The sequence below is a fragment of the Budvicia aquatica DSM 5075 = ATCC 35567 genome, assembly GCF_000427805.1.
Classification (GTDB): Bacteria; Pseudomonadota; Gammaproteobacteria; order Enterobacterales; family Enterobacteriaceae; genus Budvicia; species Budvicia aquatica.
This window is the reverse complement of the sequence record NZ_ATYS01000041.1, coordinates 23169-48977: the sequence shown is the minus strand read 5'-3', so window position 1 is coordinate 48977 and position 25809 is coordinate 23169. Positions and strand designations below refer to the sequence as shown.

At 46.3% G+C, this 25809-nt stretch carries 20 protein-coding genes; 2 read left to right on the top strand and 18 right to left on the bottom strand.

The features are described 5' to 3' along the window. The first annotated feature begins 924 nt into the window (after positions 1–924). A complete protein-coding gene (locus YWE_RS27490) occupies positions 925–2568 on the top strand; it encodes a sigma 54-interacting transcriptional regulator (RefSeq protein WP_051323373.1) in 1644 nt (547 codons plus the stop codon). Between the two features lie 21 nt (positions 2569–2589). Here the strand turns inward: YWE_RS27490 and idnR are convergent, their stop codons facing one another. The 16 genes from idnR to YWE_RS0115335 form a co-directional block, all read right to left on the bottom strand. After that, positions 2590–3582 carry a DNA-binding transcriptional regulator IdnR gene (gene idnR, locus YWE_RS0115415; protein ID WP_029095350.1) on the bottom strand — a complete coding sequence of 331 codons (993 nt, stop codon included), beginning with the start codon at positions 3580–3582 and terminating at the stop codon, positions 2590–2592. Between the two features lie 147 nt (positions 3583–3729). Further along, positions 3730–4986, bottom strand: coding sequence for an MFS transporter (locus tag YWE_RS0115410; protein ID WP_029095349.1), 1257 nt, complete (start codon positions 4984–4986; stop codon positions 3730–3732). A 153-nt stretch (positions 4987–5139) separates the two neighbouring features. Further along, on the bottom strand, positions 5140–5904 hold the full coding sequence (gene idnO / locus YWE_RS0115405) for a gluconate 5-dehydrogenase (protein ID WP_029095348.1): 765 nt from the start codon (positions 5902–5904) through the stop codon (positions 5140–5142). A gap of 223 nt (positions 5905–6127) precedes the next feature. Then, complete coding sequence (fdhF, locus tag YWE_RS0115400; RefSeq protein WP_084167114.1) at positions 6128–8272, bottom strand: formate dehydrogenase subunit alpha; 2145 nt, start codon at positions 8270–8272, stop codon at positions 6128–6130. A 39-nt stretch (positions 8273–8311) separates the two neighbouring features. Then, positions 8312–8857 (bottom strand): 4Fe-4S dicluster domain-containing protein, encoded by a 546-nt coding sequence (locus YWE_RS0115390; protein ID WP_029095345.1) that lies wholly within the window; start codon positions 8855–8857, stop codon positions 8312–8314. A 521-nt stretch (positions 8858–9378) separates the two neighbouring features. Then, positions 9379–9849 carry a hydrogenase maturation peptidase HycI gene (hycI, locus tag YWE_RS0115385; protein WP_029095344.1) on the bottom strand — a complete coding sequence of 157 codons (471 nt, stop codon included), beginning with the start codon at positions 9847–9849 and terminating at the stop codon, positions 9379–9381. After that, positions 9849–10259 carry a formate hydrogenlyase maturation HycH family protein gene (locus YWE_RS0115380; protein ID WP_029095343.1) on the bottom strand — a complete coding sequence of 137 codons (411 nt, stop codon included), beginning with the start codon at positions 10257–10259 and terminating at the stop codon, positions 9849–9851. The genes hycI and YWE_RS0115380 overlap by 1 nt, the downstream gene beginning before the upstream one ends. Beyond that, positions 10259–11047 carry an NADH-quinone oxidoreductase subunit B family protein gene (locus YWE_RS0115375; protein ID WP_029095342.1) on the bottom strand — a complete coding sequence of 263 codons (789 nt, stop codon included), beginning with the start codon at positions 11045–11047 and terminating at the stop codon, positions 10259–10261. The genes YWE_RS0115380 and YWE_RS0115375 overlap by 1 nt, the downstream gene beginning before the upstream one ends. Further along, positions 11044–11598, bottom strand: coding sequence for a hydrogenase 4 subunit H (gene hyfH, locus YWE_RS0115370; RefSeq protein ID WP_029095341.1), 555 nt, complete (start codon positions 11596–11598; stop codon positions 11044–11046). Before hyfH ends, YWE_RS0115375 begins: the two co-directional genes overlap by 4 nt. A 15-nt stretch (positions 11599–11613) precedes the next feature. Further along, complete coding sequence (locus tag YWE_RS0115365) at positions 11614–13326, bottom strand: hydrogenase large subunit (RefSeq protein WP_029095340.1); 1713 nt, start codon at positions 13324–13326, stop codon at positions 11614–11616. Between the two features lie 25 nt (positions 13327–13351). Continuing rightward, the gene (locus YWE_RS27485) at positions 13352–14905 is read right to left on the bottom strand and encodes a hydrogenase 4 subunit F (RefSeq protein WP_051323372.1); all 1554 of its coding nucleotides are present in this window, start codon (positions 14903–14905) and stop codon (positions 13352–13354) included. Positions 14906–14911: 6 nt separating this feature from the next. Beyond that, positions 14912–15562 carry a hydrogenase 4 membrane subunit gene (gene hyfE, locus YWE_RS0115355; protein ID WP_029095339.1) on the bottom strand — a complete coding sequence of 217 codons (651 nt, stop codon included), beginning with the start codon at positions 15560–15562 and terminating at the stop codon, positions 14912–14914. Positions 15563–15573: 11 nt separating this feature from the next. After that, positions 15574–17013: a hydrogenase 4 subunit D gene (locus tag YWE_RS0115350; protein ID WP_029095338.1), complete on the bottom strand. Its 1440-nt coding sequence runs from the start codon at positions 17011–17013 to the stop codon at positions 15574–15576. An 18-nt stretch (positions 17014–17031) separates the two neighbouring features. Then, on the bottom strand, positions 17032–17955 hold the full coding sequence (locus YWE_RS0115345) for a respiratory chain complex I subunit 1 family protein (RefSeq protein WP_099044324.1): 924 nt from the start codon (positions 17953–17955) through the stop codon (positions 17032–17034). 55 nt (positions 17956–18010) lie between these two features. Then, positions 18011–20029, bottom strand: a complete 2019-nt coding sequence (hyfB, locus tag YWE_RS0115340; protein WP_029095336.1) for a hydrogenase 4 subunit B — start codon at positions 20027–20029, stop codon at positions 18011–18013. Beyond that, positions 20029–20670 (bottom strand): 4Fe-4S dicluster domain-containing protein, encoded by a 642-nt coding sequence (locus tag YWE_RS0115335; protein ID WP_029095335.1) that lies wholly within the window; start codon positions 20668–20670, stop codon positions 20029–20031. The genes hyfB and YWE_RS0115335 overlap by 1 nt, the downstream gene beginning before the upstream one ends. An 840-nt stretch (positions 20671–21510) precedes the next feature. On the opposite strand from YWE_RS0115335, the gene YWE_RS27480 reads away from it, so the two are divergent. After that, complete coding sequence (locus YWE_RS27480; RefSeq protein ID WP_051323371.1) at positions 21511–24123, top strand: autotransporter outer membrane beta-barrel domain-containing protein; 2613 nt, start codon at positions 21511–21513, stop codon at positions 24121–24123. Between the two features lie 343 nt (positions 24124–24466). Here YWE_RS27480 and YWE_RS0115320 read toward each other — a convergent pair whose 3' ends face one another. Further along, the gene (locus tag YWE_RS0115320) at positions 24467–24688 is read right to left on the bottom strand and encodes an FMN-binding negative transcriptional regulator (protein WP_029095334.1); all 222 of its coding nucleotides are present in this window, start codon (positions 24686–24688) and stop codon (positions 24467–24469) included. A 223-nt stretch (positions 24689–24911) separates the two neighbouring features. Next, complete coding sequence (locus tag YWE_RS0115315) at positions 24912–25673, bottom strand: IclR family transcriptional regulator (protein ID WP_029095333.1); 762 nt, start codon at positions 25671–25673, stop codon at positions 24912–24914. Positions 25674–25809: the final 136 nt, after the last annotated feature.

The window sequence follows — 25809 nt, the reverse complement described above, 5'->3', positions numbered from 1 at the left end:
CTTTAATTAAAAGTAATAACCCTCAGCGTAAGCTGGGGGTTTTTGCTTTTATGGAATATGGAAAATCCCTATTCGAGCATGGGAACGTACCGCAGGTGCGTAACATGCGACCAAATCGTCGGGAACGATTTGGAACAGCGCTTGCGCTGGGCCCGGAGGGGCGAGTATCAGGATGATACGCGTATTGTAGGGAACTGCAGCCTTTTTGTTTTGTCTGTAGCTTGTCGGTAAGCGTCTCGAGAGAGTAGGACAAATGTGTCGGGAACACATTTGAACGTCGCTTGCGACGGCCCGAAGGGCGACGGGCAGGAAGCCCGGCGTAAACTGCCAGACTTTAAATAAAAGTGATCACCCTCAGCGTAAGCTGGGGGTTTTGCTTTTATGGGCTATGGAAATCCCGACTCGAGTATGGAAAGGTACCACAGCGCTTGCGCTGGCCCCGAAGGGCGAGTATCAGGATGGGGCGAGTAAAACAGAGGGCTTTTCTTTTTATATCATTTCAGCAAGCACCTTATCTGATTTTAATCCTACTTTCTTTCATATGTATAACCAGATGCGTTTTTCTTAATTAAGAAGAATGATAATAGCGTTTTATTTTAGCTAAAAATCATATTGTTAATTGAGTAGAAAATAATAGGTGTTGTAATTTGTAGCGATAATTGTTCCAAATTATGAGTTATGGTAAAAAGTCTAAAGTTAATGTCTATTTAAACTTGATCTATGTTCATTTTTATTAAATTAGTGGGGTAAACCCATATAACCGCAAGGGGTAATGTCGTAAACTAACTGAGTAAAATAGTGGTCTTAAAGACAGCAGGCCTATATGAGGAGTGGAACATAGCGTTATAACTTTTGATTTCAAATGATAATAAAAATCAATATCCATTTCTTGAATAACATACTGACTTTAATGGTGATAGGGCTATGGCATTGTTACAGATAGAACAATCTACCCGTCTTGCTGAAGAAGATATTCTTAGGGATGAGTTAGAGAGCTTTCGCATTTTAGTTGATGTTACCAATACCGTTATTGCGAAAAGGGATCTTAACGAGTTATCCAACGAACTCTCTGATGAAATTCACCATTTCTTTAATATTAGTTATATCGGTTTAGACCTGCTTGATATCGCTGATGATCGATTGCGTTGTTACACTACTCATTTTGTGGTTAATAATCCTAAACGCAGCCAAGAATATCAGTCTCTGCTTAGCCCAATGCTAGCCTCTGTGATAAATCATAAAGAAACGCGTTTGGTTTACAGCAGTAAATTAGACGCACTGGCAAAGAAGGATGAATATATCGCAATGATGTTGAAAACCTCATTACCGGTATTTTGTCTTTTACCTTTGGTTTTTAATTCTAAAGTGTTAGGTATTCTTTGTTTAGGCAGTATTGATGACACTGTATTTTCACCGAAAAATTTAGAATTACTTCAGCAAATAGCCGCACGAATATCAATAGCAATTGATAATGCGCTTGCTTACGAAGAAATTTCCCGCCTTAAAGATAATTTACTGCATGAAAATTTGTACCTTACTGAAGAGATCCGTAATTTTGAGAATTTTGACGAAATTATAGGTCAAAGCGACGCTATGGCCGCTGTTTTAGAACAGGTAGAAATGGTAGCCGATAGCGACTGTACCGTGCTTATCTTGGGTGAGACCGGAACCGGAAAGGAGCTAATCGCCAGAGCGATCCATAACCTTAGCCAGCGTGGTTCCCGTACTATGGTTAAAGTTAACTGTGCGGCCATCCCATCAGGACTTCTGGAAAGCGATTTATTTGGCCATGAAAAAGGTGCATTTACCGGTGCAACCTCTCAGCGAATTGGTAAGTTTGAGCTGGCGGAGCGCAGTTCATTATTTCTCGATGAGGTTGGTGATATTCCTCTCGAGCTTCAGCCTAAGCTATTGCGGGTGATCCAGGAACGGGAAATTGAGCGTCTTGGCAGTAATAAAATTATTCCGGTTGATGTTCGCCTTATTGCAGCAACCAATTGTAATTTAGAACAGATGGTTATCGATCGAGCGTACCGTAGCGACCTGTACTATCGGCTTAACGTTTTTCCTATAGTGATTCCACCATTAAGAGATCGGCCTGAAGATATCCCACCTTTAGCGCGTTTCTTCACTAAAAAAATTGCCCGTCGTATGAACCGGCATATTGAATGTATTCCGACAGAAACGATCAATTTATTGATGAAGCTTCCGTGGCCGGGTAATGTGCGCGAGCTTGAAAATGTCATTGAGCGGGCGGTTATTCTTACTCGGGGAACGGTATTAAACCTGCGGGCCGAAGAGCTGAACTATCATCTTTCACCTATGTCAGCTAAGTCGGTTACCGAAAGTAAGCCGCCAAAAAGGCATCAATATAATCCGCCTAAGCTGGCCGATGATAATGAATCAGAACGGCAGGAAATTATTCGGGTGTTGAAAGAGACTAACGGTATTGTCGCCGGCCCTAAAGGTGCAGCGGAAAAGCTGGGATTGAAGCGAACGACGCTGTTGTCACGCATGCAGCGCTTAGGGATTTCAGTAAAAGATATTCAGGACGAAAATAATCTTTAGTCACTAAATTATTTCGAGCGTTTAAACGGTATCACCAAAATAGATTTGGTAATTAAGGTCGATGCTTTCTCTGGTCTCTTTTCCGTCTAGTTTCTTTAATAGCAGCTCTGCTGCCGTTTTTCCGATCTCGAAACGAGGGGTAATAACGCTGGCCAGCTTTTTGGTGGTTGCTCTGCCAATTTCTAAACCATGGAAACCGGCAATGGCCATTTGAGAAGGAACATCAATTCCCCGCACTTCGCATTCCAGCAGGGCTCCCACGGCAATATCGTCATTAGTACAGAATATGCCATCCAGTAATGGAAATTCTTTATAAGCCTGATTAAACAGCGATGTTCCTACATTAATCGACGATATGGTTTTAGGCATCATAATTTGAGGCTGGCAGCCCCATTGTTCCATGGCGAGGCTAAAGCCCCGATACCGGCTCGCGTCACGGGCATCTGCCATTGAACCAAAGTAAACGATGTTTCGTTTGCCACTTTCTAAGATAGCGTTAGTCATATCAAAAGCGGCTTTTTCATTATCAAAACCGACCTGTATACCTAAATGTTCTTCAGTGATGTCCATCAGTTCAGCTACCGGAATATTTACCGAACGCAGATATTGAACGGTGCGGCTGGTATGTACTTTTTCCATGAGGATGATGGCGTCAATATTGTAGGAGAGTAGATTGATAACCTTCTGTTCTTCAGTCAGTGGCTCATAGTTATAGTTGGCGATAATGGTTTGGTAATGCTGCTTTGAGGTGACAGACTCAATGCCTGCAAGTACATCAGAGAAGATTTGGTTAGTAAATGACGGGATAAGAATTCCGATACACTTACTACGGGCATTTAGCAGAATTTCGGGTGCCCGGTTAGGAATATAATTAATATCCTCTAGTACTTTAGCAATTGTTTCTCTATTTTTAGCGGAGACCTGTTCAGGATTGCGGAGGTAGCGGCTGACCGTCATTTTGGTTACGCCGGTTAATTCGGCGATATCCTGTAATGTCACTCTGGTGCTCTTCATAACCGCTCCTACAGATAAACAGTGATGAGTATACACGATAAGTTTTTAATAAAAAATAAACGCTCCTGAGTGTGTGATTATAACTCTTTATTTATTAATCAATTTTTATATAGTGGGGTGAGCTTATCACCCCACTGGTTCTATTTATTAATGATTTTCTTTTGGCGTGCGAACATTCGCCATTAAAACGACGGAGAGAACAAGAGCAATAGCCATAAAGGTATAAGACATACTTGGGCTTCCGGTCAGGCCGTTAAGGTAGCCAACCAACCATGCACCTAGGAATGCGCCTAGTGCGCCAAAGCTATTAATTAAGCCGATAGATACGCCGGAAACATTACGCGGTAGTAGCTCAGGGATCAGTGCAAAGAAAGGTCCGTAAGGTGCATACATACAGCCAGCGGCAATAATTAACAGCGTGTATGAAATCCAGAAATGGTCAGGGCCAATCAGGTACGAAGTAAAGAACGCGGCACCGGCAACGCAGAGCAATGGCCAGATGAATAGCTTCCGATTTTGCAATTTATCAGATAGCCAGGAAACGGTTAACATCATCACAACGGCAAACAGATAAGGAGCGGCAGACAACCAGCCAACGGTCACCATATCTAATGATGCCGCTGACTTAATGATCGAAGGCATCCACATCATAAAACCGTAAACTCCGACGCTCCATAAGGCATGTACTGCACACAGCATAATAACGTTGCGAGAACGTAGTGCTTCGCCATAGTTGCGCACAGGCTTTATATTTTGCTGTTCGCTGTCCATGACTTCCTGCAGGTCTTTCTTTTCCTGCTCGCTGAGCCATGAAACTTCTGAAGGTTTATCTCTGACCAGAACCCACCAACAAAATGCCCAGATAATCGCCGGAACACCTTCGATGATAAACATTTCACGCCAGCCATAGGCAGTAATCAGGTAACCAGAAACGATCGACATCCACAGAACGGTAACCGGATTACCTAATATCAGGAAGGTATTGGCTCTGGAGCGTTCGCCTTTGGTAAACCAGTTACTGATATAAATCAGCATCGCTGGCATTACGGCAGCTTCGACCACACCAAGCGTAAAACGGATTGCCATCAGCATGGGAATATTACTCACGAAGCCGGTAGCAGCAGCGCAGGCGCCCCAAAGAATCAGGCTGACAAATATCATTTTACGAACGCTGCGTTTTACCGCATAGATAGCACCGGGAACCTGAAAGAAGAAATATCCCAGAAAGAACAGAGCACCGATTAATGATGATGTGCCTTTACTGATATTCAGGTCGTGTTCAATACCTGCTGCGGCTGCAAATCCATAGTTCGCGCGGTCTAAGTAGGCGAGGCTGTAAGTAATAAAAATAATCGGCATTAAATACCACCAGCGGCGGCTGGCGAGTTTCTTCACTGTTGTCATGATGTTTTCCAAATATAGAGATGCAGAATCCCTTACCCGTATATCCCCGTGATACTTCAAGCTGCAGATGCATTGACCGCTTTTCTGCACTTAGAATTATTTTGGGTATAAATAATACAGGCAATAATCTATCTGATTTTTATTTAACTGTTTTTAGACTGCTGCGAGCATACCACCATCAACAAAGACCAAATGTCCGTTTACGAAGTTTGATGCTGATGATGACAGGAAGATAGCTGAACCGACTAACTCCTCAGGTTTTCCCCAGCGGGCTGCCGGGGTGCGTTTAAACAGCCACTGTGAGAATTCTTCATTCTCTACCAGAGCCTTGGTCATCGCCGTATCAAAATAACCAGGGGCGATTCCATTAACCTGAATATTGTAAGGAGCCAGCTCTACGCACATTCCGCGGGTTAGCATTTTTACTGCGCCTTTTGCCGCGGCATAAGGGGTGATTGTCTCTCTGCCTAATTCACTCTGCATCGAACAGATATTAATGATCTTGCCGGCTTTGCGGGTCATCATAAATTTGGCGACCTGCTGGGAGACTAGAAATACCGATTTCTGATTCACATTAATTACCGCGTCCCATTCACTTTCAGGAAATTCAGTAAACGGATAGCGGCGCTGAATACCGGCATTATTAATCAGAATATCGATAGGCCCGATAGTGTTTTCGATGTTCGCAATGGCGTTTGTCACTTCACCGGATAAGGTTACGTTGAATCCGAAGGCATGTGCAGTAATACCCTCATCACGCAGCTGTTGCGCTGCGGATTCAGCTCTCTCCTGAGTAATGTCATTAACGATGATTTCAGCACCCTGATGACCTAACCCCTGAGCCAATAAGAAACCAATTCCCTGAGCTGAACCTGTTATCAGAGCTCTTTTTCCGTTAAGGTTAAATAGATTTTTCATAAAATACCTCTTTTTAGTTTAATGTTATGCGTAACTTTATACGCGTAACATTAAACTAAAAAGTAATATTTATATTGATTTGAGTTTTATTTTATTAATTTGTGATGAATGTCTTTTTTTTGAGTGGGGGAGGGGTAAAAAGAGATCTGTGAATAAGGGAAAAAATAAAGGGCCGCTATCAATGATGATAGCGACCCTTCCGTCAGGTGATTTTAGCCAGTATTTAGACTTCAACTGCCTTACGTAAACGTGCTTTTAATGCAGTGTATTCTTTCTGAACGTAACCTTCAGCCCAGTTCTGGTCGGGAATCGGTTCTACTTTCACCGCACAGTGTTTGAACTCCGGCGTTCTGGATATTGGATCCAGTTCATCCAGCGTTAGCTCATTACAGGCTCCGATCCACCATTGGTAAGTCATATAGACCGCCCCCTTGTTGGTTCGGTCACTGATCGTTGCCCGACTGATGACTTTACCGCGACGAGATGAAATCCAGACCAACTGATCCTGCTTAATGCCCAGATTAGCTGCATCTTGAGTATTCATCTGAATGTAGCCAGGTTCATCGGCCAGAGTCTGTAATGCCGCACAGTTACCGGTCATCGAGCGACAGGAGTAGTGACCGACTTCACGCACCGTGGCTAATGCCAGCGGATACTCTTCATCGGTAAGCTCCATTGGTGGACGCCATTCACAGGCATAAAGTTCACCTTTACCGTTCGGGCGGCTGAATACATTGCCTTCGTACAGATACGGTGTACCCGGATGATCTAGTGTCGGGCATGGCCATTGAATATAGCCAAGATCGGCCATCTTCTCGTAGGTTGCGCCATAATATTTAGGGCACAGCTCACGCAGCTCATCCCAGATTTCCTGAGTATTGTTGTACTTCATCGGGTAGCCGATAGCCGTCGACATCAGGCAGATGATTTCCCAGTCAGTTTTTACATCGCCTTTAGGCTCAACGGCTTTGTAGAAACGCTGGAACCCGCGGTCTGCGCTGGTATAAACCCCTTCATGCTCACCCCAAGAGGTGGCAGGGAAAATAACATCAGCGATAGCGGCGGTTTGAGTCATAAAGATGTCTTGAACAATCACCAGATCCATTGCTTCAAAGCCTTTGCGAACCATAGAAAGATCTGGTTCAGTCTGCATCGGGTCTTCACCCATGACGTAGAAGGCTTTCACTTTGCCTGAAATGGCATTGTGCGGAACTTCACTGAGAGGATAACCTTTCTTCTCTGGCAGGGATTCAACGCCCCAGGCCTTCGCAAATTTTGCTCTGGCTTCAGGATCGTTAACGTACTGATAGCCCGGAAGGGTATCAATAAGTGCCCCCATATCACAGGCACCCTGTACGTTGTTTTGACCGCGAACCGGTGCAACGCCAACGTTTGGTCTGCCCAAATTGCCGGTGAGCAATGCCAGGCTGGTTAAGCACCTTACGGTATCAACGCCCTGACCCCACTGAGTAACGCCCATGCCCCATAAAATAGTGGCAGACGGTGCGGCGGCATACATACGAATGGTTTCACGAATTTGTTGGGCGGATAACCCGGTGGTTTCTTCAACGTATTCTGGCGTGTACTTCTCAACGCTCTTCCAGTACTCATCGAAGCCTTCGGTATAATTAGCCACATACTCTTTGTTATAAAGATTTTCGGTAATTAATACATTAGCAAATGCGTTAAGTAAGGCAACGTTACTGCCATTTTTCAACGGAAGGTAGATATCAGCAATACGCGCAGTTTCGATATAGCGCGGATCGCAAACAATCACTTTTGCACCCTTCGCCTTGGCCTTAAGAATACGGCGGGCAACGATAGGATGAGAGTCTGCGGCGTTATAGCCAAAGACAAAAACACATTTGGTATCTTCAATTTCGCAGATGGAGTTACTCATCGCGCCATTACCCACTGAGCGGTGCAGACCTGCAACCGAAGGGCCATGTCAAACGCGAGCGCAGCAATCCACGTTATTGGTGCCGATAGCGGCACGGGCAAACTTCTGCATAATATAGTTCACTTCGTTACCGGGGCCACGAGATGAACCTGAAGTCATCACGGCGTCAGGACCGTGCTCTTCAATAATTTTCTTCATACGGGAACTGGCAAATTCGATAGCCTCTTCCCAAGATACGGCTTCAAATTCGCCACCGCGTTGACGACGAATCATTGGCTTAGTCAGCCGTGGGGTAAGAATTTTTGTATCATTCAGGAAGTCCCAACCATAGTAACCTTTTAAACAAAGCTCACCCTGGTTAGTCACGCCATCAGCGCCTTCGGCACCAACAACTTTCCCGCCATCAACCAACAGGTTGATTTTACAGCCCGATGCACAATATGGGCAGACGGTAATTACTTTTTTCATGCTCGTTTAACTCCTCAAGTCCGTGGGGATGCTTGACGCTTAAAAATTTATTTCTGCCGCTTCTTCCAGCGCTGCCCGCTCTTGTTTCTTCCGTAACATTGTTTCTAATGATTCTGGTGTCACCAAGCGTAACGCGTTAGTCGGACAAACTTTGATACAGGTCGGGCCATCAGCTTTCCCCTCACAAAGGTCGCACTTTTGGGCTTCAGTTTTTTGACGCATGCTTGCGACTGCACCATTGCCGGGAATGGTGACGGTTTTAGTCACAATATTCATTGCGCCGTAAGGGCAGGCAATCGCACAGGTTTTACAGCCGATGCATTTTTCCTGAATAACTTGAATGCTGTTATTGCTACGTACAATAGCGCCGTTAGGACACACTTCTGCACAAGGGGCATCTTCACAGTGACGACAGAGAATTGCTGTACTGATGGTTTGTCCTTTTACCACTCGAATACGAGGCGTAAAGTTTTTTACCGAAAGATTAGCAACATCGTTATCAGTACTGTGGGCTATAACGCATGCCACTTCACAGGTGCGGCATCCGATACAGCTTTTTGGATCTGCGATAACGAACCGGTTCATAAATACATCTCCATTACTCGGTTCCTGACGATAGTTCGACAGTAGGGAATAGTGTTACCCGTCATCTTTCAGGTTGCAGTTGCGCTGGCTGTGTTCGTTCACCCGAATCACTTACTCTAGTAAGCTCATCGTGACTCACTCTTTTACCATCTTCCTGCAACCCGAATTATTTTGGGTATAAACGCTGGCATAGCCCCGAGTTAAGTATGCTCATCACTTAACCCTAAGCAGGGTTTATGCCAAAGTGTATTATTTTTATAACTTACTAAATCTAAAGGATTTATTTTAATTTAAACCCAAGTTGCCGAATGTCACTTTTCGAATGTCGACAAGATTTCGGCAAATGTGTCGACAGGTAAAAACGAATGAAACGATAGAATGCCGGTAACATTCAGGCGAAAAGCAGGAATTATTAATTAGTGATACACCAGACGACGCAGGCTGATGTTGATATACCGCAATATTCACTATGATTCGTTAAGTTACCGGTTTATTCATTATTGATTTGTGCATCTGTCTGACTAAATGTGTTCAAATTCCTGTCCGTTCTGCCAATTGGCAATACTGTGATACACCGTTTCAACGGCTTGCTTAACTTCGTTAGTCATCGGGAAAGCAAACGAAACTATCGACGGTTGTATACCGATGAAAATAACCTGCGGGATATCTTCTTTCAGCTGATCGATCAGAAAATTCAGCGGCAGGTTATGGGTACTCATAATGAACATCTCAGCAATAGAGTCCGCATCAATGATGCGAATTTGGCCGGGATCGAGTTCCATATCGGCAGCATCGACCAGCACCAGTAGTTCAGGCTTAAGTTCCCGCACCTGATGGACGGAATTCTCAGGTGCTGAACCGCCGTCAATGGCATACCAGTCGGCAATCGGGTTTTGCGTCATCATGTCATAGAGCAACGGGCCTGCACCGTCGTCTCCCATCATGTTGTTACCAACGGCTAATACCACGTGTTTAACACGCTGTTCTGACATTAGTTACGTCTCCTGACCATCAGATAAATCGCAGGTTCACGTTCAATATCATGCAGAGACTGCATCAAAATCGTGGTCCATCTGGCCTGTTCTTCATTCAGGCCATCTTTTACCGCATCCCAAGCCTGAGCCAGCAGTTGGACATGGCTGACGTCGATAGTGATTTCACCAAATTTCATCAATCCTTCCATTTTACTGCGGGCTTTTCCGCCTTCGGGCAAATGGGCGATCCACCGTTGGTACTTCTCTGTCGGGCATTCCATTAAGGTTTTAAGGCAATCAATGACGCCAACGTGATGACCAATCGCCAGCGAGTAATACATCACTTGCTGGGCTTGTTCAGGCAGGTCGTCATCACTGTCTACAAACTTTTGGTTAAGCGAATAGAAAACGACTTTATCTTCACTCATTAGGATAATTTTCCATTGATTAACGGAGCACAGATCTCCTGCAGATGGGTAACAATCTCACTAAGCCTTGGGTCATCGTGCTGCTTGAGATATTGATAAATACGGTCGTTAACTGGTTGAGCAGAATCCTGAGCCAGTAACTGCATAAATTCGTTGGCAATATTACCGCCCTGGCGATAACCGGCCATTCTTCTGGCTTCACGTTCTAAGGCAACGCGTAAATCAGGTGGCAGTGACGGGAAGCGTAGCATCGCCTGCTCACCTTCAGATTCGGTGTGATTGTTCAATTTCAGCTTCTGGTCAAGCAGTCCCAGCGCCATGGCAAAACCATAGATGGTCGCTGCCGGAGTCGGAGGGCAGCCCGGGATATAGACATCAATCGGCACGATCTGATCGCTTCCACCCCATACACAGTAAAGGTCGTGGAAGATACCGCCACCGCAGCCACAGGCACCGTAAGAGATGCAAATTTTAGGATCCGGGGCAGATTCATATGCCCGAAGGGCCGGGGTACGCATTGCCCGAGTTACTGCGCCGGTAAACAGCAAAATGTCAGCATGGCGCGGGGAAGGAACTACCTTGATACCAAACCGTTCGGTATCAAATACCGGCGTGATGGTACCAAATATTTCGATTTCGCAGCCGTTACAGCCACCGCAGTCCACCCGATAAACGTAGGCTGAACGCTGGATGTCTTTAAGCAGCGTGGTTTTTAATTTTGCGATCTGAGCGTCAACGGACATCGGGGTTGATATACCGTTAACCGGCGTTGGAACATTAATGTTCATTTAGCCGCCTCCTGATTAAGGTGCTGACCCAGAGAAACACCGGGGGAGCTGATGATATTTTGTTTACGCTTACATTCAGGGCAGGTTTCAAACTGATGGCGCCGGGCCTCGGCTTCAACCGGATCCATACCTGACTGCACTAACAGCGATATTGCGTAATCAATCGATTTACGCGGCGCAAAGGGGCGCTGACAAACGTGGCAATCGGCCACTTTAAAAATGGCTTCTTGAAATAAGTCGGCCTTGTTGAAGACCGCCATTTCAAACTCTTGAGAAAGTCTGATTGCCTTGGTCGGGCAAACTTCTTCACAGCGGCCGCAGAAAATGCAGCGGCCGAGGAATAACAGCCATTTACGCTCTCCGGTAGAACGATCGGTGTTCATTGTCAGAGCATTGGCCGGACAGGCCATAGTACAAGCGGCACAGGCGATACACTGTTCCGCGTTGTATTCCGGCTTGCCCCTGAAGTCTTCACAAACTTCGTATGGCTTAAACGGATATTTAACCGTGGTATCGCCAACTTTAATTATTGTTTTTAATAACTTAAGCATACTGGTTAATCTCCGTTATTTCAGCGGCGAGTTTTTACGCTCAATGCCATACCGTTCGATCTCTTTGTAGGACACCGTTTGAGATTTACGTTTGCGCACATCAACCACGGTGACGCGGTCGGTACAGGAGTAGCAAGGATCGAGGCTACCGATAATTAACGGTGCATCAGAGACGGTATTTCCTCTCAGCATATAACGCAGAGTTGGCCAGTTAGCGTAGGTTGCAGCCCGGCAACGCCAGCGATACAGCTTCTGGTTATCTCCCAACATACTCCAGTGAACGTCTTCACCGCGCGGTGCTTCAGTAAAGCCCAATGCGAACTTGTGCGGCTGGTAACTGAAACCTTCGGTCAGTAGCGGACCGGCAGGCATATTTGCCAGACCGTATTCAATAATGGCTATGGATTCAAAGAATTCATGAATACGCACCATAACCCGTGAATTAACATCGCAGCCGTCGAGCACTTGTAGATCGAAAGGAATATTGGCGTAGGCGGCAAACGGATGGTCGCGACGTACATCGCGGTTATAGCCACTGGCACGGACCATTGGTCCTACCGGGCTATAGTCTCGGGCGACTTTGCGATCCAGCAAACCGATACCGGAAGTACGCTGATGCATATTGGGTGTTTCCAGCAGAATTTCGACTAGCTGGGTCACTTCAGTACGCATTTCCTGAATGATTTTCAGGCCCTGAAGACGTTGGTCTTTTAGGATGTCGCGGCGTACGCCGCCGATCAGATTAAGCCCGTAAGTTTTACGTGCGCCGGTCAGCATTTCTGCCATCTTCATGGCTTTTTCACGTACGCGGAAGAACTGCATAAAGCCGGTATCAAAGCCGACAAAGTGGCAAGACAGACCAATGTTCAGCAAGTGGCTGTGTAAACGCTCCACTTCCAGCAAGATAGTGCGGATCATCTGAGCCCGTTCAGGGACTTTGATGCCTAATGCGTTCTCAACCGAGTTAGCATAAGCCACGCTGTGGGTGAATCCACAGATACCACATACCCGGTCTGCTAAGAAGGTGACTTCATCATAGCCCATCCGGGTTTCGGCCAGTTTTTCCATGCCGCGGTGGACATAGAACAGACGATAGTCGGCATCGACAATGTCTTCGCCGTCCACAAACAGGCGGAAGTGGCCCGGTTCGTCAGAGGTGATATGCATCGGGCCAATAGGAACAACCCGGCTTTCTCCGCCTTCATTGATAAACTTATAGGTTTCAGTATTGGTGGTCGGATCAGGGCGTTCACGATAGTCCATTGAATCTTTACGCAGCGGGTAAAGATCTTCCGGCCAGTCGTCGGGCAGCACCAGACGGCGCTCATCCGGTAATCCTACCGGGCGTAAGCCGTACATATCACGCACTTCACGCTCACCCCAAACACAGGCAGGTACGCGTGGCGTAACGGAAGGGAACTCTAATGAATTCTCATCAACCAGAACCTTGACCGTAACCCAGCTCTTAACCGTAGCCTCCATGGAGATGACGTAATATAGGGCGTAGCTGCCGTTGAGTGAGCGCTCATCATTACCGAACAACACAGATAACCAGCCGCCCTGTTCGTAATAAAGCCATTCAACCACTTCCGGCAGCATATTTAGCTTTACGGTTAGGGTGACCTGATTCTCGGTCTGCCAACTTTCTTCTAATAATGTATTCGGAAACTTTTGTACTAAACCTTCAACGTAGCCATGACCGACTTTAGTTTCAGTGGATGTGTTCACGATTTCTTTCTCCTGTCGATCTGGTCTATTGACCGGAAGTTATTGACTGCCAAGGTAATGTAAAGCTATCGCTTAACGGCGCTCCGCCATTATCCAGAACAATGCTGGTGGCGCTTTCTAACAGTTGCAAAACAGGCTGTGGAATATGTAATCCCATCACCAGCATCAGAACCATCAGTACACCAATCGGTAAAAGCGTCATTACGCCTAATTCACCTTTTGCGACCGCTTCCGGTCTAGGGCCGAGTACGGTGCTGGCGACCATTCTCACTAATCCGGCTAACACGATAGTGAGCAGGATCAGACAAATGACGATTACCGTCACTTTTCCGGCTTGAATGCCGGCAGTCACTAACATAAATTCACTGATAAATATGTTGAATGGTGGCATGCCACCGAGAGCCAAAGCACCACCGGCGAATAGCACTGCGGTGACCGGCGCCACTTTCATAATGCCTTTTATTGCGTCCATATCCCGGGTGCCGTATTTCAATAACACGTTACCGGAGCAGCAGAACAACAGAGTTTTTGCCAGACTGTGGTTAATGGTATGGAGTAGCGCAGCCAACACGCCTAAAGGGCCGCCGATACCAAAAGCCAGAGCAATCAAGCCCATGTTCTCGACGCTGGAATAAGCCAGCAGGCGCTTCATATCACGCTGTACAATGATAAACAGTGCAGCCACGGCAACGGACAGCAAGCCGAATACCAATAGCAAGGTTTGCGGGAAGGCCGGGCCAATCGCTTTATTTGCGATGATGTAGTAGCGAATCACAATGAGCATGGCACAGTTCAGTAACACGGCTGACAGCATGGCGCTGGTCGGGCTTGGCGCTTCACTGTGAGCATCCGGTAACCATGCATGCATCGGGAACAGGCCGGATTTAGTCCCAAAGCCAATCAGAACGAAAGCAAAGGCTAAATGAATCAGAGTAGGATCCAGCAGGTTTGCATTTTCATGCAGCACCGTCCAGAAGATAGCCGTACTGGGGTCAGCTAATACGCTGGCAGCATTGGCATAGACCAATACCGTTCCATACAGGCCAAAGGCTACGCCAACGGTACAGATAATAATGTATTTCCATGCGGCTTCCAGTGATGAGCGCTGCCCATAAAGCCCGACTAAAAAAGCGGAACTCAGAGTGGTAGCTTCGATGGCAACCCACATCATAATGATGTTATTCGCGGTTACCGCCACCAGCATGGTGAATAAAAACAGATGGAAGAAACCATAATAGTGACACAGCGTGGTAACCGTGATTTCATCGTGGTCAACTTCATGTCCCATATAGCCGATAGAGTAGAGGCCGGTCAGCAGGCCGATAACGCCGACGATGCCAATAAAAATGGCTCCCAGACTATCGATATATATCCACTGATGTAGCGCCATGAGTGAACCGCTTTGCATAACACCGCACACAACCAGCAGTGAAAGAATACACATCAGCACAATCCCCACAACGTGGACGGCGGTTACTGCTTTGCGCGATGCCGGTCCTGCAAAGCGGCAGGCAAAACATAGCATTGAGATAATCAGCGGCACCAGCAGGAGTGCGTAGATCCATTCCGTATTTGTCATTTTCAGTTACCCCTTCAACGCAGTCAGTTGCCGTACGTCCAGGGTTTTCAGCGTGTGATAAATCTTACGCGCCATCACGGACATAATAATCACGGCGAAAATGGCGTCAGTAGCAACACCGATCTCCACCAGTTCAGGCGCTTTATAAGCCATCAGCGCTAAGGTCAGGTGCGCGCCGTTCTCCATCAGGCAATAGCCGAAGATTTGCTTCAGAATATTGCGTTGGCTAACGATACACAGCAGGCCTAAGAAGAAGTGGCTTAGCGATACGCTCAGGGCCGGTTTTAGCTCTGCGACCATCGGTAACTGCACTGAATCCACCACCAGATAGCTCAGCACAATAATGACGGCAGCGATCAGAATGAGCAGGCCCAGTCCGATAACCGGCGTATCTGCTTTGGGATCCTGAAGTTTCCCCAGCGCCTTATACATAATGTAAGGAACCAGTAGTACTTTGGTGACGAAGGCCGTTCCTGACCACAGGAACAGTTCTTCGGCGTGCATAGTAAAGGCTAGCGCAATAAAAATAAGCACCAAGATCATCGACTGCAGAGCGTAGAACAGAGCAGAGTTTTTAGGTTGCCTGGCGCCGATGACGAGCAATGAACTGACAATCAGCAGCCCCGCCAGATTATTTACAATAAGCGTTCCGGTCATTATCAACTCCGTTATCCAAGCCACCAGGCAGCGATAAAGCTCGAGCACAGGGACATTACAATCAGAATGATGAGCACCCCTTGCATCGCAACAGGTACAGGTGAAGCGTTTGCTACTTCTTCAGATGGCTCACCCGGTACGGTTTTGCCGAACCAGTAGAGGAACCAGCCGAAGCTGGCAACCGATTCGATTAACGCCAAAATCATCACCGGCATAATCCACCAGTGGGCATTAGAAAGATCGAAACCGGCAGCAAACAGCGGGAATTTACTGAAGAAACCGTTAAACGGAGGTATACCCGTAATGGCGAGTGCCGCAACGCAGAACCCGATGCCGATTAATGGCATACAGCGCATGATGCCGCGTAAACGAGGTAACATACGGGTTCCGCAGCTATAGCTCAGTACACCGGCAACTAGGAAGAACAGGCTCTTAGCAAAAGCATGGTTAAAGATGTAAGCAATACCGCCATCAAAGGCCATCTTAGAGCCGAACACCGATAGTGACAGGGCTAAGAAGATATAAGAGAGCTGAGTAATAGTGGAATAAGCCAGCAGACGCTTAAGGTCGGTTTGCGGCAGGTACATGATAAAGCCGTAAATCAGCGTGATCATTGCCATTACCACACCGACGGTTCCCACAATCTCAGGAATGTCGCCGGCAGAGATCAGCGAGCGGGCAAAAATGTATACGCCGACCTTCACCATCGATGCGGCATGTAAGTAAGCGCTTACCGGAGTCGGTGCTTCCATCGCATCCGGCAACCATGAATGTAACGGTATTTGAGCCGACTTACCCCAAGCTGCAAACAGGATGCCGAACAGTACGATAGTTTTGGCTTCGTTATTTAGCTGTGAAATAGCCGTTAGTGAAAACGTGCCTGTTTCAGCAAACAGATAAGCCGCAGCCAGATAGAGACCGATGGCGGCTACGTGAGTGATTAGCAGGGCTTTAAGGGCAGATCTGAGTGATTTAGGTTTCTGATAATAACCAATCAGCGCCCATGAACATCCGCCGGTGATTTCAAAGAACAGTAACTGGCCCACTAAGGTTGATGACAGAACCAGACCGGCCATTGCACCGATAAACACTAACAGGAAGGCATAATAACGGTTCTGCCCTTCGTGTGGGTGTTCGCGGTTCTCTTTTGTCAGGTAGGCTGTTGAGTAAATGCTCACTAACAAACCAAGTACCACAACGGCAAAAACAATCAGTGTACTGACGCGATCGATGGTTAGACCAAACAGCTCAGTATGACCAAAGCTGACTAACTGGTAGCCAACGTCAACTTTACCGTTGTTAAACCAGGCAATGGCGAGCAACACGGTGGCCAGCGAAGCGAGAGCGGCAAACAGTACACAAAGCCACTTTGCCATGCGCTGCGGTGCCAGTCCGGTGATAACTGCGCCGGCAAAAGGGACCAAAATGGCCGCGAGAGCGATATTTTCCATAATCGGTTTCTTAGCTCCTTACAGACCAGTGAGATAAAACACAAATGCCAGTGCAGCGACGCCAAAACCAACCCACGTAGTACGTGACGTCAGCAGGAAGCGACCGCGGGCCAGGCTGTTTTCAAATAGTGATGCAATAACAAACACTACAAGTAACTTAATTAAAAACAGTACGATGGCGATTGACAGTGATGTGAAGCTTAGGATTTCGCTATTGCCGAATGGCAACAGCACGCCGACAAACAGAGAAGCGATAACCACTTGTTTTAAGGCCAGACCTAACTTAACCAGCGCCAGTGACGGGCCAGAATATTCGGTCAGCGGACCTTCCTGTAATTCTTGCTCTGCTTCTGCTACGTCGAAGGGAATTTTCCCCATTTCAATAAACACGGCAAAAGCACAGGCACCTATCGCTAATAAGGTGGCGCTGGGTGACTGTAGTGGGTTGGTCGCCAGTGAAGTGCTAATGCTCCCCAGATTGGTTGAACCGACAATCAGAGCAATGACCAGCAAAGAGAGCACCAGAATAGGTTCAACCAGCACGCCTAAGGTGACTTCACGGCTGGCACCGATACCGGCGAAAATACTGCCGGAGTCCAGCCCCGCAAGAGCAAAGAAAAAGCGGTACAGAGCAAACAGGTAAATAACGGTAATCAGATCGCCACCGACGCCAAAAGGTGAACCCAGCGTCACAATGGGTAGCGCCATAGCGACTACTAACATTGAGCTGATGAGTACAAATGGCATGATGCGGGAAATAATACCGGAGGCTTCAGGTGCGACATCCTGACGCTTCAACAGCTTAAATATATCGCGATACTCCTGTAGTACACCGGGGCCGCGACGCGACTGCATTCTGGCTTTAATCACCCGCGAGATGCCCGACATTAGTGGAGACAGCGCTAGTAGCAGCACTGCCTGAACTATTGCAAAGGCGAACATGCCGAAGGAGGTCATGATTTCTGAGGTAGAAAGTGTGATTGGCATAGTCAGCTCCTTACATCACTGTCACTAGCATCAGGGCCGTTAGCGCGATAACGACATACAGGCAATAAACCCTGAAGTCACCGTGCTGTAACCACTGAATGCGTTTACCTAACCACAGCACGCCCTGAGCAATAGGCAGTACCACCTTTTCTTCCCACCACGGTTCGGCGCGGGTTGCGCCATTAATGGTGGCCTTCATACCGCGGGCCATAGCCGCTGATGGGTCCAGCGTTTTACGCATGCGGTATAACGGAGCGAACATAGTGCGCAGCGGCTGAGTAAAGCCACCGGCAGACACTGCCATTTGATCTTCATAACCATAGCCGCAGGCCCAAGGGTTGCCTTTATGGCGACGAGCCAGACGCTGGCCTTTAAACACGGCATAAATCAGCAGTGGCAGAACAAAGAATCCAATTAGCAGCAGTGCAATAATCGGCGTCGATAATACGGTTTGTGGCGATGTTCCCGGATAGACCACTGAACCGCTGGCAACCGACATCGCAGCTTGGCCGGTTAATTCAGAAGAGATATTGGCGATAATTGGTGACACAAACGGAGCACCAACCCCCAGTGCGATACAGGCTATGGCCAGTAACACCATGGCCAGAACCATCGGCATAGGGACTTCCGTTGCCTGAGCGGCTTTCTCGCTGCGGGCAGCACCGGCAAAACTGATACCGTAAACTTTAACAAAGCACAGTGCGGCCAGTGCGCCGGTAATGGCCAGCATGATAATGGCGATTGGTCCGGCAATTCGCATGATAAACGGACCTTCATGGCTCATAGTAAACAGCGCCTGATAGGTAAACCATTCACTGACAAAGCCATTCAGAGGCGGTAGTGCGGAAATAGCCATGGTGCCGATCAGGAAGGTAATCGCGGTATAAGGCATTAATTTTGCCAGACCGCCCATTAGCTCCATGTCTTTGGTATGCACCCGATACATTACCGATCCTGCGCCGAGGAACAGCAATCCTTTAAACACCGCGTGGTTTAACAGGTGGTACAAGCCACCTAATATACCGACAACGGCTAATACAGGATGTTGGGTGGCAATACCAATCATGCCGACGCCGACGCCCATCAAAATAATGCCGATATTCTCTACGGTGTGGTAAGCCAGCAGCTTTTTAATATCATGCTCAGCCAGAGCGTAAAGTACCCCTAGCACCGCAGACACCGCACCAAAGGCCAGAACGACCAAACCCCACCATGCGGTGGTGGCCCCAAGGATATCGATACCGACTTTGATAATGCCGAAGATACCAATTTTAACCATGACCCCAGACATCAAGGCCGATGCATGAGACGGTGCTGCCGGGTGTGCGCGTGGCAGCCAACCATGAAGCGGGATCATACCTGCTTTAGCACCGAAGCCGAAGAAGGCGAGTAAGAACACCACCGACGCCGTTGGTGTCGACAATGTTGCCTGTCGGAAACTGTCGAAGTCCATGCTGCCGCTCTCTTTATATAGAATAAAGAAGGCAATCATGATTAATACAGAGCCGGCGTGAGCAATTAAGAAATACAGCAGGCCAGCGTTAACGGCTTCTTCATCCTGTTCGGTAATAACCAGAAAATAGGATGCCAGTGACATCATTTCAAAGAACACGAGGAAGTAGAAGGCGTTGTCGACGACGACCAGTGCGACCATTGAGGCAATAAAGAGATTCATAAAGAATCCCATATATCTTGCCCCCTTGCCGATGTACTCCTGAACATAAGACAGCGAATACAGTGAGGTCACTACCACCAGTAACGAGATAACCATGACCATAAAGGCAGCCAGTCCGTCTAAGCGCACAACAAAGTTGGCGAATGAGAACGGACCTGCAATGGCAAATGTGAGTATTTGACCGCTTAACAGAACGGGTATGACGGCCAGTAATCCGAATGCACCACCGATCATGCTGGCAATGCCCGAAAGCTTAATGACCAGTTGTTCACTACGGCTAAACAGCAGAGGTAAGATAGCTCCGGCAACATAGATAGCGAGGGAAATTAGAAGTAATTCAAGAGGATTGCCCATCATTCCTGCTCCCCGTTGTTCTGACCAGTAGTGAAGTCACTGAACGCAGAATCCGTATGGAATACCTGCATGGCTTCAAGGCGCTTGGCAGCGCTTGATTGCTCAATGGTATGTTCATCAACTAGAAATAGTGAGTTAGTCGGACAAACGCGTACGCATTCCGGACCATTTGGCAGGAAGCTGCATAAGTCGCATTTCACAGCCACATTACGCATACCCGGAGCCCAGGCGAGCATCGCATCGAGCCCTGCATTGTAAGGCGCTGTACGGGCCTCACGCTGATGAGCATCTGCCTGTGAAAATCTTTCATAGGCCGTTGGTGCCGCCAACGGCTTGCTGCCGTGTGGAGTAATTGCCCCAAACGGGCACGCGATAGCACAAAGTTTGCAGCCTATACACAGGCTTTCATTAAGCACGATGGCGTTATCACTATGAGTAATCGCCTGTACCGGGCAAACCCTGGCACAAGGTGAGTCTTCACAATGGCGGCACAGAATAGGTACTGTACTGCTGGCATCACGCATCACGGTTAATCGGGGATGTGACTGTAGGCCTACTGCCTTATGTACTTCACTACAGGCGGCCATACAGGTGTTACATCCGATGCAATCTTTTGGCTCCGCGATGACAAAGCGGTTCATAGCCATCCCTCCGGTGTTCTGGTCATAGTCCGAACGATAAAAGTGTCATACCTCTAAACGATTACCTCTTTGTAAGCATATTCCATGCCATATCTCTAATTTAATTAATTGATTGATATGTAAGAATTAAATTTTTATTGGTGACGAGATGATGGTGATGAAAAGTGTCTATCGACATTAGTGACGGAGGTTGGAATGATAAGAAATGCTACAGCCTGTGCCAGAGTCGTGATATTGCGTTTATGGTGGGTATCACCTGAAAACTCGTCGGGGTGGATATGACGGCACTAGTCGCCTAGTTACCTTTGATAATGAACGCTTAGCGGGCTGTTATTTGGTTATGAAAATGTTGGTTTTTTTGATATTAATTCATATCGTAATTAACTTTAATATAAAATATTGTTTTGGTTTTTTAGATGAATCACGTTTCTATTGATTTTAACCATAAATACCGGTTCTTGTTTTTATTGATTAAACATGTGTAAATTAATTAAAAAGTTGTTTTATTATTTGATTATCGAGATTATCGAGATTATCGAGATTATCGCTTTGATTATTATGCTTATTTTATTGCATTTAGTTGATTTTATTATAAAAATTAAATGTTGTTAATTTTAACAAATTAAGGTTTATTTAGATCTGTTTGATAACATTACTACGTTGTTTTTATTTGTTATTTATTTTTCATTCATTATTTTAAAAATAATTAATTAACGCATTGGATCTTTGTGTTAATTAATGTAAATTGTGTTTAATTGAGCTGTTGTTACATGGTTCATTAAGTTGCTATATGGAACGCTAGAAGTAAACAATGGTATGTTTACAAAAGGGAGTTATGAAATGGATAATAAAAAAGTCCTCGCTATTAGTACATATCTTATGTTGACCGGTACCGTCAGTGCAGCCCCTGCAACCTCGACTATTGAAGATCCTACAGAATTAGCTGCGAGTGGCGGAATAGTTAACGTCGTTAATCAGTTTGGTATTGGCGCGCTTAATAAAGATAATTTTACTTACGCTGGTGATGTTAGCGTAACTCAGACGTTAAATACCCCATCCGGTGCTTATAGTTCCGGTATCAGTGCTTTTAATAGCATTATGAAATTAGGAAAAACCCAGCTGGAGGTCAATATAACCGATGCTATAGCGGGGTCCAGCTATATCTCAGGCGTTAGATTAAAAAATGGTAGTACATCTTCGCTTCCGGCTACGCTGGCTCAAACGGTAACGGCTGAGCTTGGTGCAGGTTCAACGATTACCATTAACGGCAATAATAACACTGAGTTACTTGGCGTAAATATTGAGGCAGGGCGCTATCATATTAATGGCGTCGGCGATCCTTTGATTCCTGAGATGACGGCTTATTTAAATGAAAATACCACGGTAACGTTAAATAAGGCTGGCAATTACTCCGTAGGGCTACACGCTTATATTTCCGGCGCTAAGATCAAGACTAAAGATGGCTTACTGGTTAATGTTAATACCGAAAATAACTCAACCGTTTACGGTATTCGGGCACAGGGTCTTTCTGAATACCCAGCACTCGGTGGGGTGGTAGAGCTTAATGGTACGACCACCATCAATATGGTTAATGGAGGCTCCGGTACCGCAGGTATTTTGGCCCATTTAGCGGGCAGCCTTGTGACTGCTTCAAAACAGGTAACGGTCAACAATACCACCACGGACAGTACGGCTGCGTTATATGGTTTGTTTGCAAGTAACGGCGTTATCGATTTTACCGGGCCGACTACGGTAACTATCTCAGGCGGAAGCGTGAATTCTTCCGCCGTTGTTGCTACTTCTGGCGGATCGATAACGTTGGCCGGCGCTACCATTAATGCTGCTGACGCCAGAGCGTTTTATGCCAGCGGCCAGAATAGCGTTTTAACCGGTAATGCGGCTCAATATACCGTAACCGGCAATATCCTATCTTCTTCAGACGGTGCTATCGATCTGTCGATGACCAACGGTTCAACGTTCACCGGTCAGTCTCTATTTGGTGCTACTCCTGGCACGACTAATCTAACCATCTCAGGTGCTAACAGCATTTGGAATATGACCGGTGACTCAACGTTGACCGATCTGACGTTAGACGGTGCGACATTAAAATATAGCGATATTTCAGGTTCACCAATGGTGCCAAAAACGCTGACCGTGACCGGAAATTACACCGGTAATAACGGTACGTTGGTGCTAAACAGCGTGTTGGGTGATGATAGTTCATTAACTGATAAGCTGGTGGTAAATGGTGATACCGCAGGGCATACCAATGTGGCAATTAACAATCTTGGTGGCCAAGGCGCACAAACGATTCAGGGCATTGAGATTGTTCAGGTTGATGGTAATTCGGCAGGAACATTTAGCAATAGCGGACGTATTGTTGCCGGTGCGTTTGATTACTCCGTTCGTTCAGGCGCTTCAATTGCCGGGGCAGATGCGAAGAACTGGTATTTAGTGTCTGATATTACACCACCGATTGTTGTTCCTCCGACTCCGGGCGAAGATATTACACCGGTCTATCGTCCAGAAGCGGGTAGCTATATGGCTAATATGGCGGCAGCCAGTAAGCTATTTAATCTGCGCTTAGAGGACCGTGAAGGCCGGGCAGAAAACTCCAGCATGTGGCTGCGCCAGCAAGGCAACCGCACCAAGTTCAGAGATTCCAGCGGTCAGATCAAAACGGCTACCAATACTTACGTGATTCAGGGTGGTGGTGAAGTTGCGCAAACTCAGTTTAGTAATACCGACCGTTTAGGTCTTGGCCTGATGTTAGGCTACGGCAAGTCAGACAGCGAGAGTGGAAATAGCCACAGCGGTTATAACTCTAAAGGTAAGGTTGACGGTTACAGCGGCGGCGTTTACGCCACTTGGTATCAGGATGCTAATACTCTGAATGGCCTGTATGTTGATAGCTGGGTTCAGTACAGTATGTTGAACGGAGAAGTGGATGGCGATCGACTATCCGGCGAAAGCTATGATATGAATGGCTTTAGTGCCTCGGTAGAGAGCGGCTATCGTATGCCGGTTTATCAGGGTGAAAACGGCAATGTATTTGTCACGCCTCAGGCTCAAATTACCTGGAACGGCATTAAAGCAGATGACCATACTGAAGCTAACGGTACACGCGTTACGTCCGAGGGTAACAATAACGTTCAGACTCGTTTAGGCGTCAAGTTATCCCGTGACGGCGTAAACGATATAGATAAAGGCAGCGACAAGTTGTTTACCGTCTATACCGAAGTCAACTGGTTACATAATACCGAACAGGCCGGAGCCACGATGGACGGGGTGTCTATCAAGCAATCAGGAAATACTAACGTTGGTGAACTGAAAGTAGGGGCTGAAGGTCGACTGAATCAGCACCTTAACCTGTGGTCTAACGTTGCCCAACAAATGGGTGATAATGGCTATAGTGATACAGCGGTTACCCTTGGGTTTAAATATAAGTTCTGATAGCCAACGTATGTCGTACGGTTAAGTGAAGGCCTGCAATTATCAATTGCAGGCCTTTTTTCATTACAGGTGCCATATCCGATGTAATCTTTTGGTTCTGTGATGACCAAGAGGCTCATAGCTATCCCTCCGGGTTTTTTGCTCATGGTTTGAGCGATAGCAAGTGTTTGTCGACATTCGTGTCGGCAGTGGATAATTGGTCGGTTTTGGTCGGGAAAGGAGGGATGGAAAGTACCACAGTAGGCCATGTGTAATGAGAAATAGATAAATTGCAGGATTTATGAATTTTTTGACTGCGAAGATAAATAGAAAAATCTTTTAAGTTGTAAAAGAGTACTTTGTATTATTTAAAATATTGGTCAACTCGCATTTTATTGCCGATAGCTCGTGAAAGGTGAGCGCGCAGGATGAGCTGCCCGGTGTCATCAACGTCAGCTAAAAATGGAATGGGGTTTGCTTCAATGCCTTCGGCGCTGTAGGAGATCAACAGCCCTAGCGGATATTGACGGATCAATTCAACCTGAGCGATTAAATCATTTTGTTTAAATGCCGAAGGTAAGTACATGGCGACGTTCCTTAAGAATCAGTTATTCAGCATTTATTGATAGCGGTATTTACGCTGCGAGTCAAAGGCGAAAAAAAGCGATCGTTAAGGTAGCGTTATACCGTGCTAGTGGCGGTTTTTATACATCTGAGCGTTTAGCCGAGGCAGGATCCGTGGGATCCTGCATATGAGTTGGATATGAACGGCAAGGTGAAAAAATAACCACACCTGATGGAATGATATTCTATTCTATGTAGCCTAAGCGCCGGGAAACGACCTGACAGACATTCTTAAGCTCGTTAATGACTTGATCAATTTTAGGTTTCATTCGGTTCGTCGGGCCTGCAACGCTAATTGCGCCTATAACATTACCGGTATAATTAAAAATAGGTTTTGCCACACAGGTCAGGCCTTCTTCATTTTCTTCATTATCAAATGAATAGCCTTTTAAACGTATATCTGCAAGTGCTTCATATAAGCCAACTCGGTCGATAATGGTATTTTCAGTATATTTAACTAACGGCTCTTTAAGCCGTAGATCAATTTCTTCCTGTGGCTGATAAGCTAATAAGGCTTTACCAATGCCAGTACAATAGGCAGGCATTCGGCTACCTAAATGTGCATTGGTTTGAATAGCTAGCGTGCCTTCGCTCTTATAGAGATAGACGACATGTCCATGATTATAAACACCTAAAAAGCAGGTTTCTTGTGTCAGACTGGAAAGTTTTTTTAAATAAGGAATAGCAACTTCGACCAAGTTGACATTCATTAGGCCCTTAATTCCGAGCTCCAGTGATTTTATATCTAATATATAACGCTCAGTGAGGTTATCTAATGTTACATATTCCCTAAGTTTCAGCGTTTCTAAAATTCTGAATACGGTTGTTTTAGCAATTTTTGTATTTTTAGCTAAGTCAGCTAATGAGATACCAGTAGGATGTTTACTGACACTTTCAAGAATTGTTAATACTTTATCTATACTTGATGAATTGAGTTTATCTGACATAAATATTGAGTTCTGTTTATGGAACGATAATCCATTATAACCTTAATTTATATAGATTGAATAGAATCTCCCCCGTTTCTCCCCTACCTGCCGTTTCGCTGCTCTCTTATCTCTTTGTGTGATAACTATCACGATG

Excerpts from the sequence above, each read along its gene's own strand:
- YWE_RS27490 (WP_051323373.1), top strand. The coding sequence starts at position 925 with ATGGCATTGTTACAGATAGAACAATCTACCCGTCTTGCTGAAGAAGAT.
- idnR (WP_029095350.1), bottom strand. The coding sequence starts at position 3,582 with ATGAAGAGCACCAGAGTGACATTACAGGATATCGCCGAATTAACCGGC.
- YWE_RS0115410 (WP_029095349.1), bottom strand. The coding sequence starts at position 4,986 with ATGACAACAGTGAAGAAACTCGCCAGCCGCCGCTGGTGGTATTTAATG.
- idnO (WP_029095348.1), bottom strand. The coding sequence starts at position 5,904 with ATGAAAAATCTATTTAACCTTAACGGAAAAAGAGCTCTGATAACAGGT.
- YWE_RS0115390 (WP_029095345.1), bottom strand. The coding sequence starts at position 8,857 with ATGAACCGGTTCGTTATCGCAGATCCAAAAAGCTGTATCGGATGCCGC.
- hycI (WP_029095344.1), bottom strand. The coding sequence starts at position 9,849 with ATGTCAGAACAGCGTGTTAAACACGTGGTATTAGCCGTTGGTAACAAC.
- YWE_RS0115380 (WP_029095343.1), bottom strand. The coding sequence starts at position 10,259 with ATGAGTGAAGATAAAGTCGTTTTCTATTCGCTTAACCAAAAGTTTGTA.
- YWE_RS0115375 (WP_029095342.1), bottom strand. The coding sequence starts at position 11,047 with ATGAACATTAATGTTCCAACGCCGGTTAACGGTATATCAACCCCGATG.
- hyfH (WP_029095341.1), bottom strand. The coding sequence starts at position 11,598 with ATGCTTAAGTTATTAAAAACAATAATTAAAGTTGGCGATACCACGGTT.
- YWE_RS27485 (WP_051323372.1), bottom strand. The coding sequence starts at position 14,905 with ATGACAAATACGGAATGGATCTACGCACTCCTGCTGGTGCCGCTGATT.
- hyfE (WP_029095339.1), bottom strand. The coding sequence starts at position 15,562 with ATGACCGGAACGCTTATTGTAAATAATCTGGCGGGGCTGCTGATTGTC.
- YWE_RS0115350 (WP_029095338.1), bottom strand. The coding sequence starts at position 17,013 with ATGGAAAATATCGCTCTCGCGGCCATTTTGGTCCCTTTTGCCGGCGCA.
- YWE_RS0115345 (WP_099044324.1), bottom strand. The coding sequence starts at position 17,955 with ATGTTCGCCTTTGCAATAGTTCAGGCAGTGCTGCTACTAGCGCTGTCT.
- hyfB (WP_029095336.1), bottom strand. The coding sequence starts at position 20,029 with ATGGGCAATCCTCTTGAATTACTTCTAATTTCCCTCGCTATCTATGTT.
- YWE_RS0115335 (WP_029095335.1), bottom strand. The coding sequence starts at position 20,670 with ATGAACCGCTTTGTCATCGCGGAGCCAAAAGATTGCATCGGATGTAAC.
- YWE_RS27480 (WP_051323371.1), top strand. The coding sequence starts at position 21,511 with ATGGATAATAAAAAAGTCCTCGCTATTAGTACATATCTTATGTTGACC.
- YWE_RS0115320 (WP_029095334.1), bottom strand. The coding sequence starts at position 24,688 with ATGTACTTACCTTCGGCATTTAAACAAAATGATTTAATCGCTCAGGTT.
- YWE_RS0115315 (WP_029095333.1), bottom strand. The coding sequence starts at position 25,673 with ATGTCAGATAAACTCAATTCATCAAGTATAGATAAAGTATTAACAATT.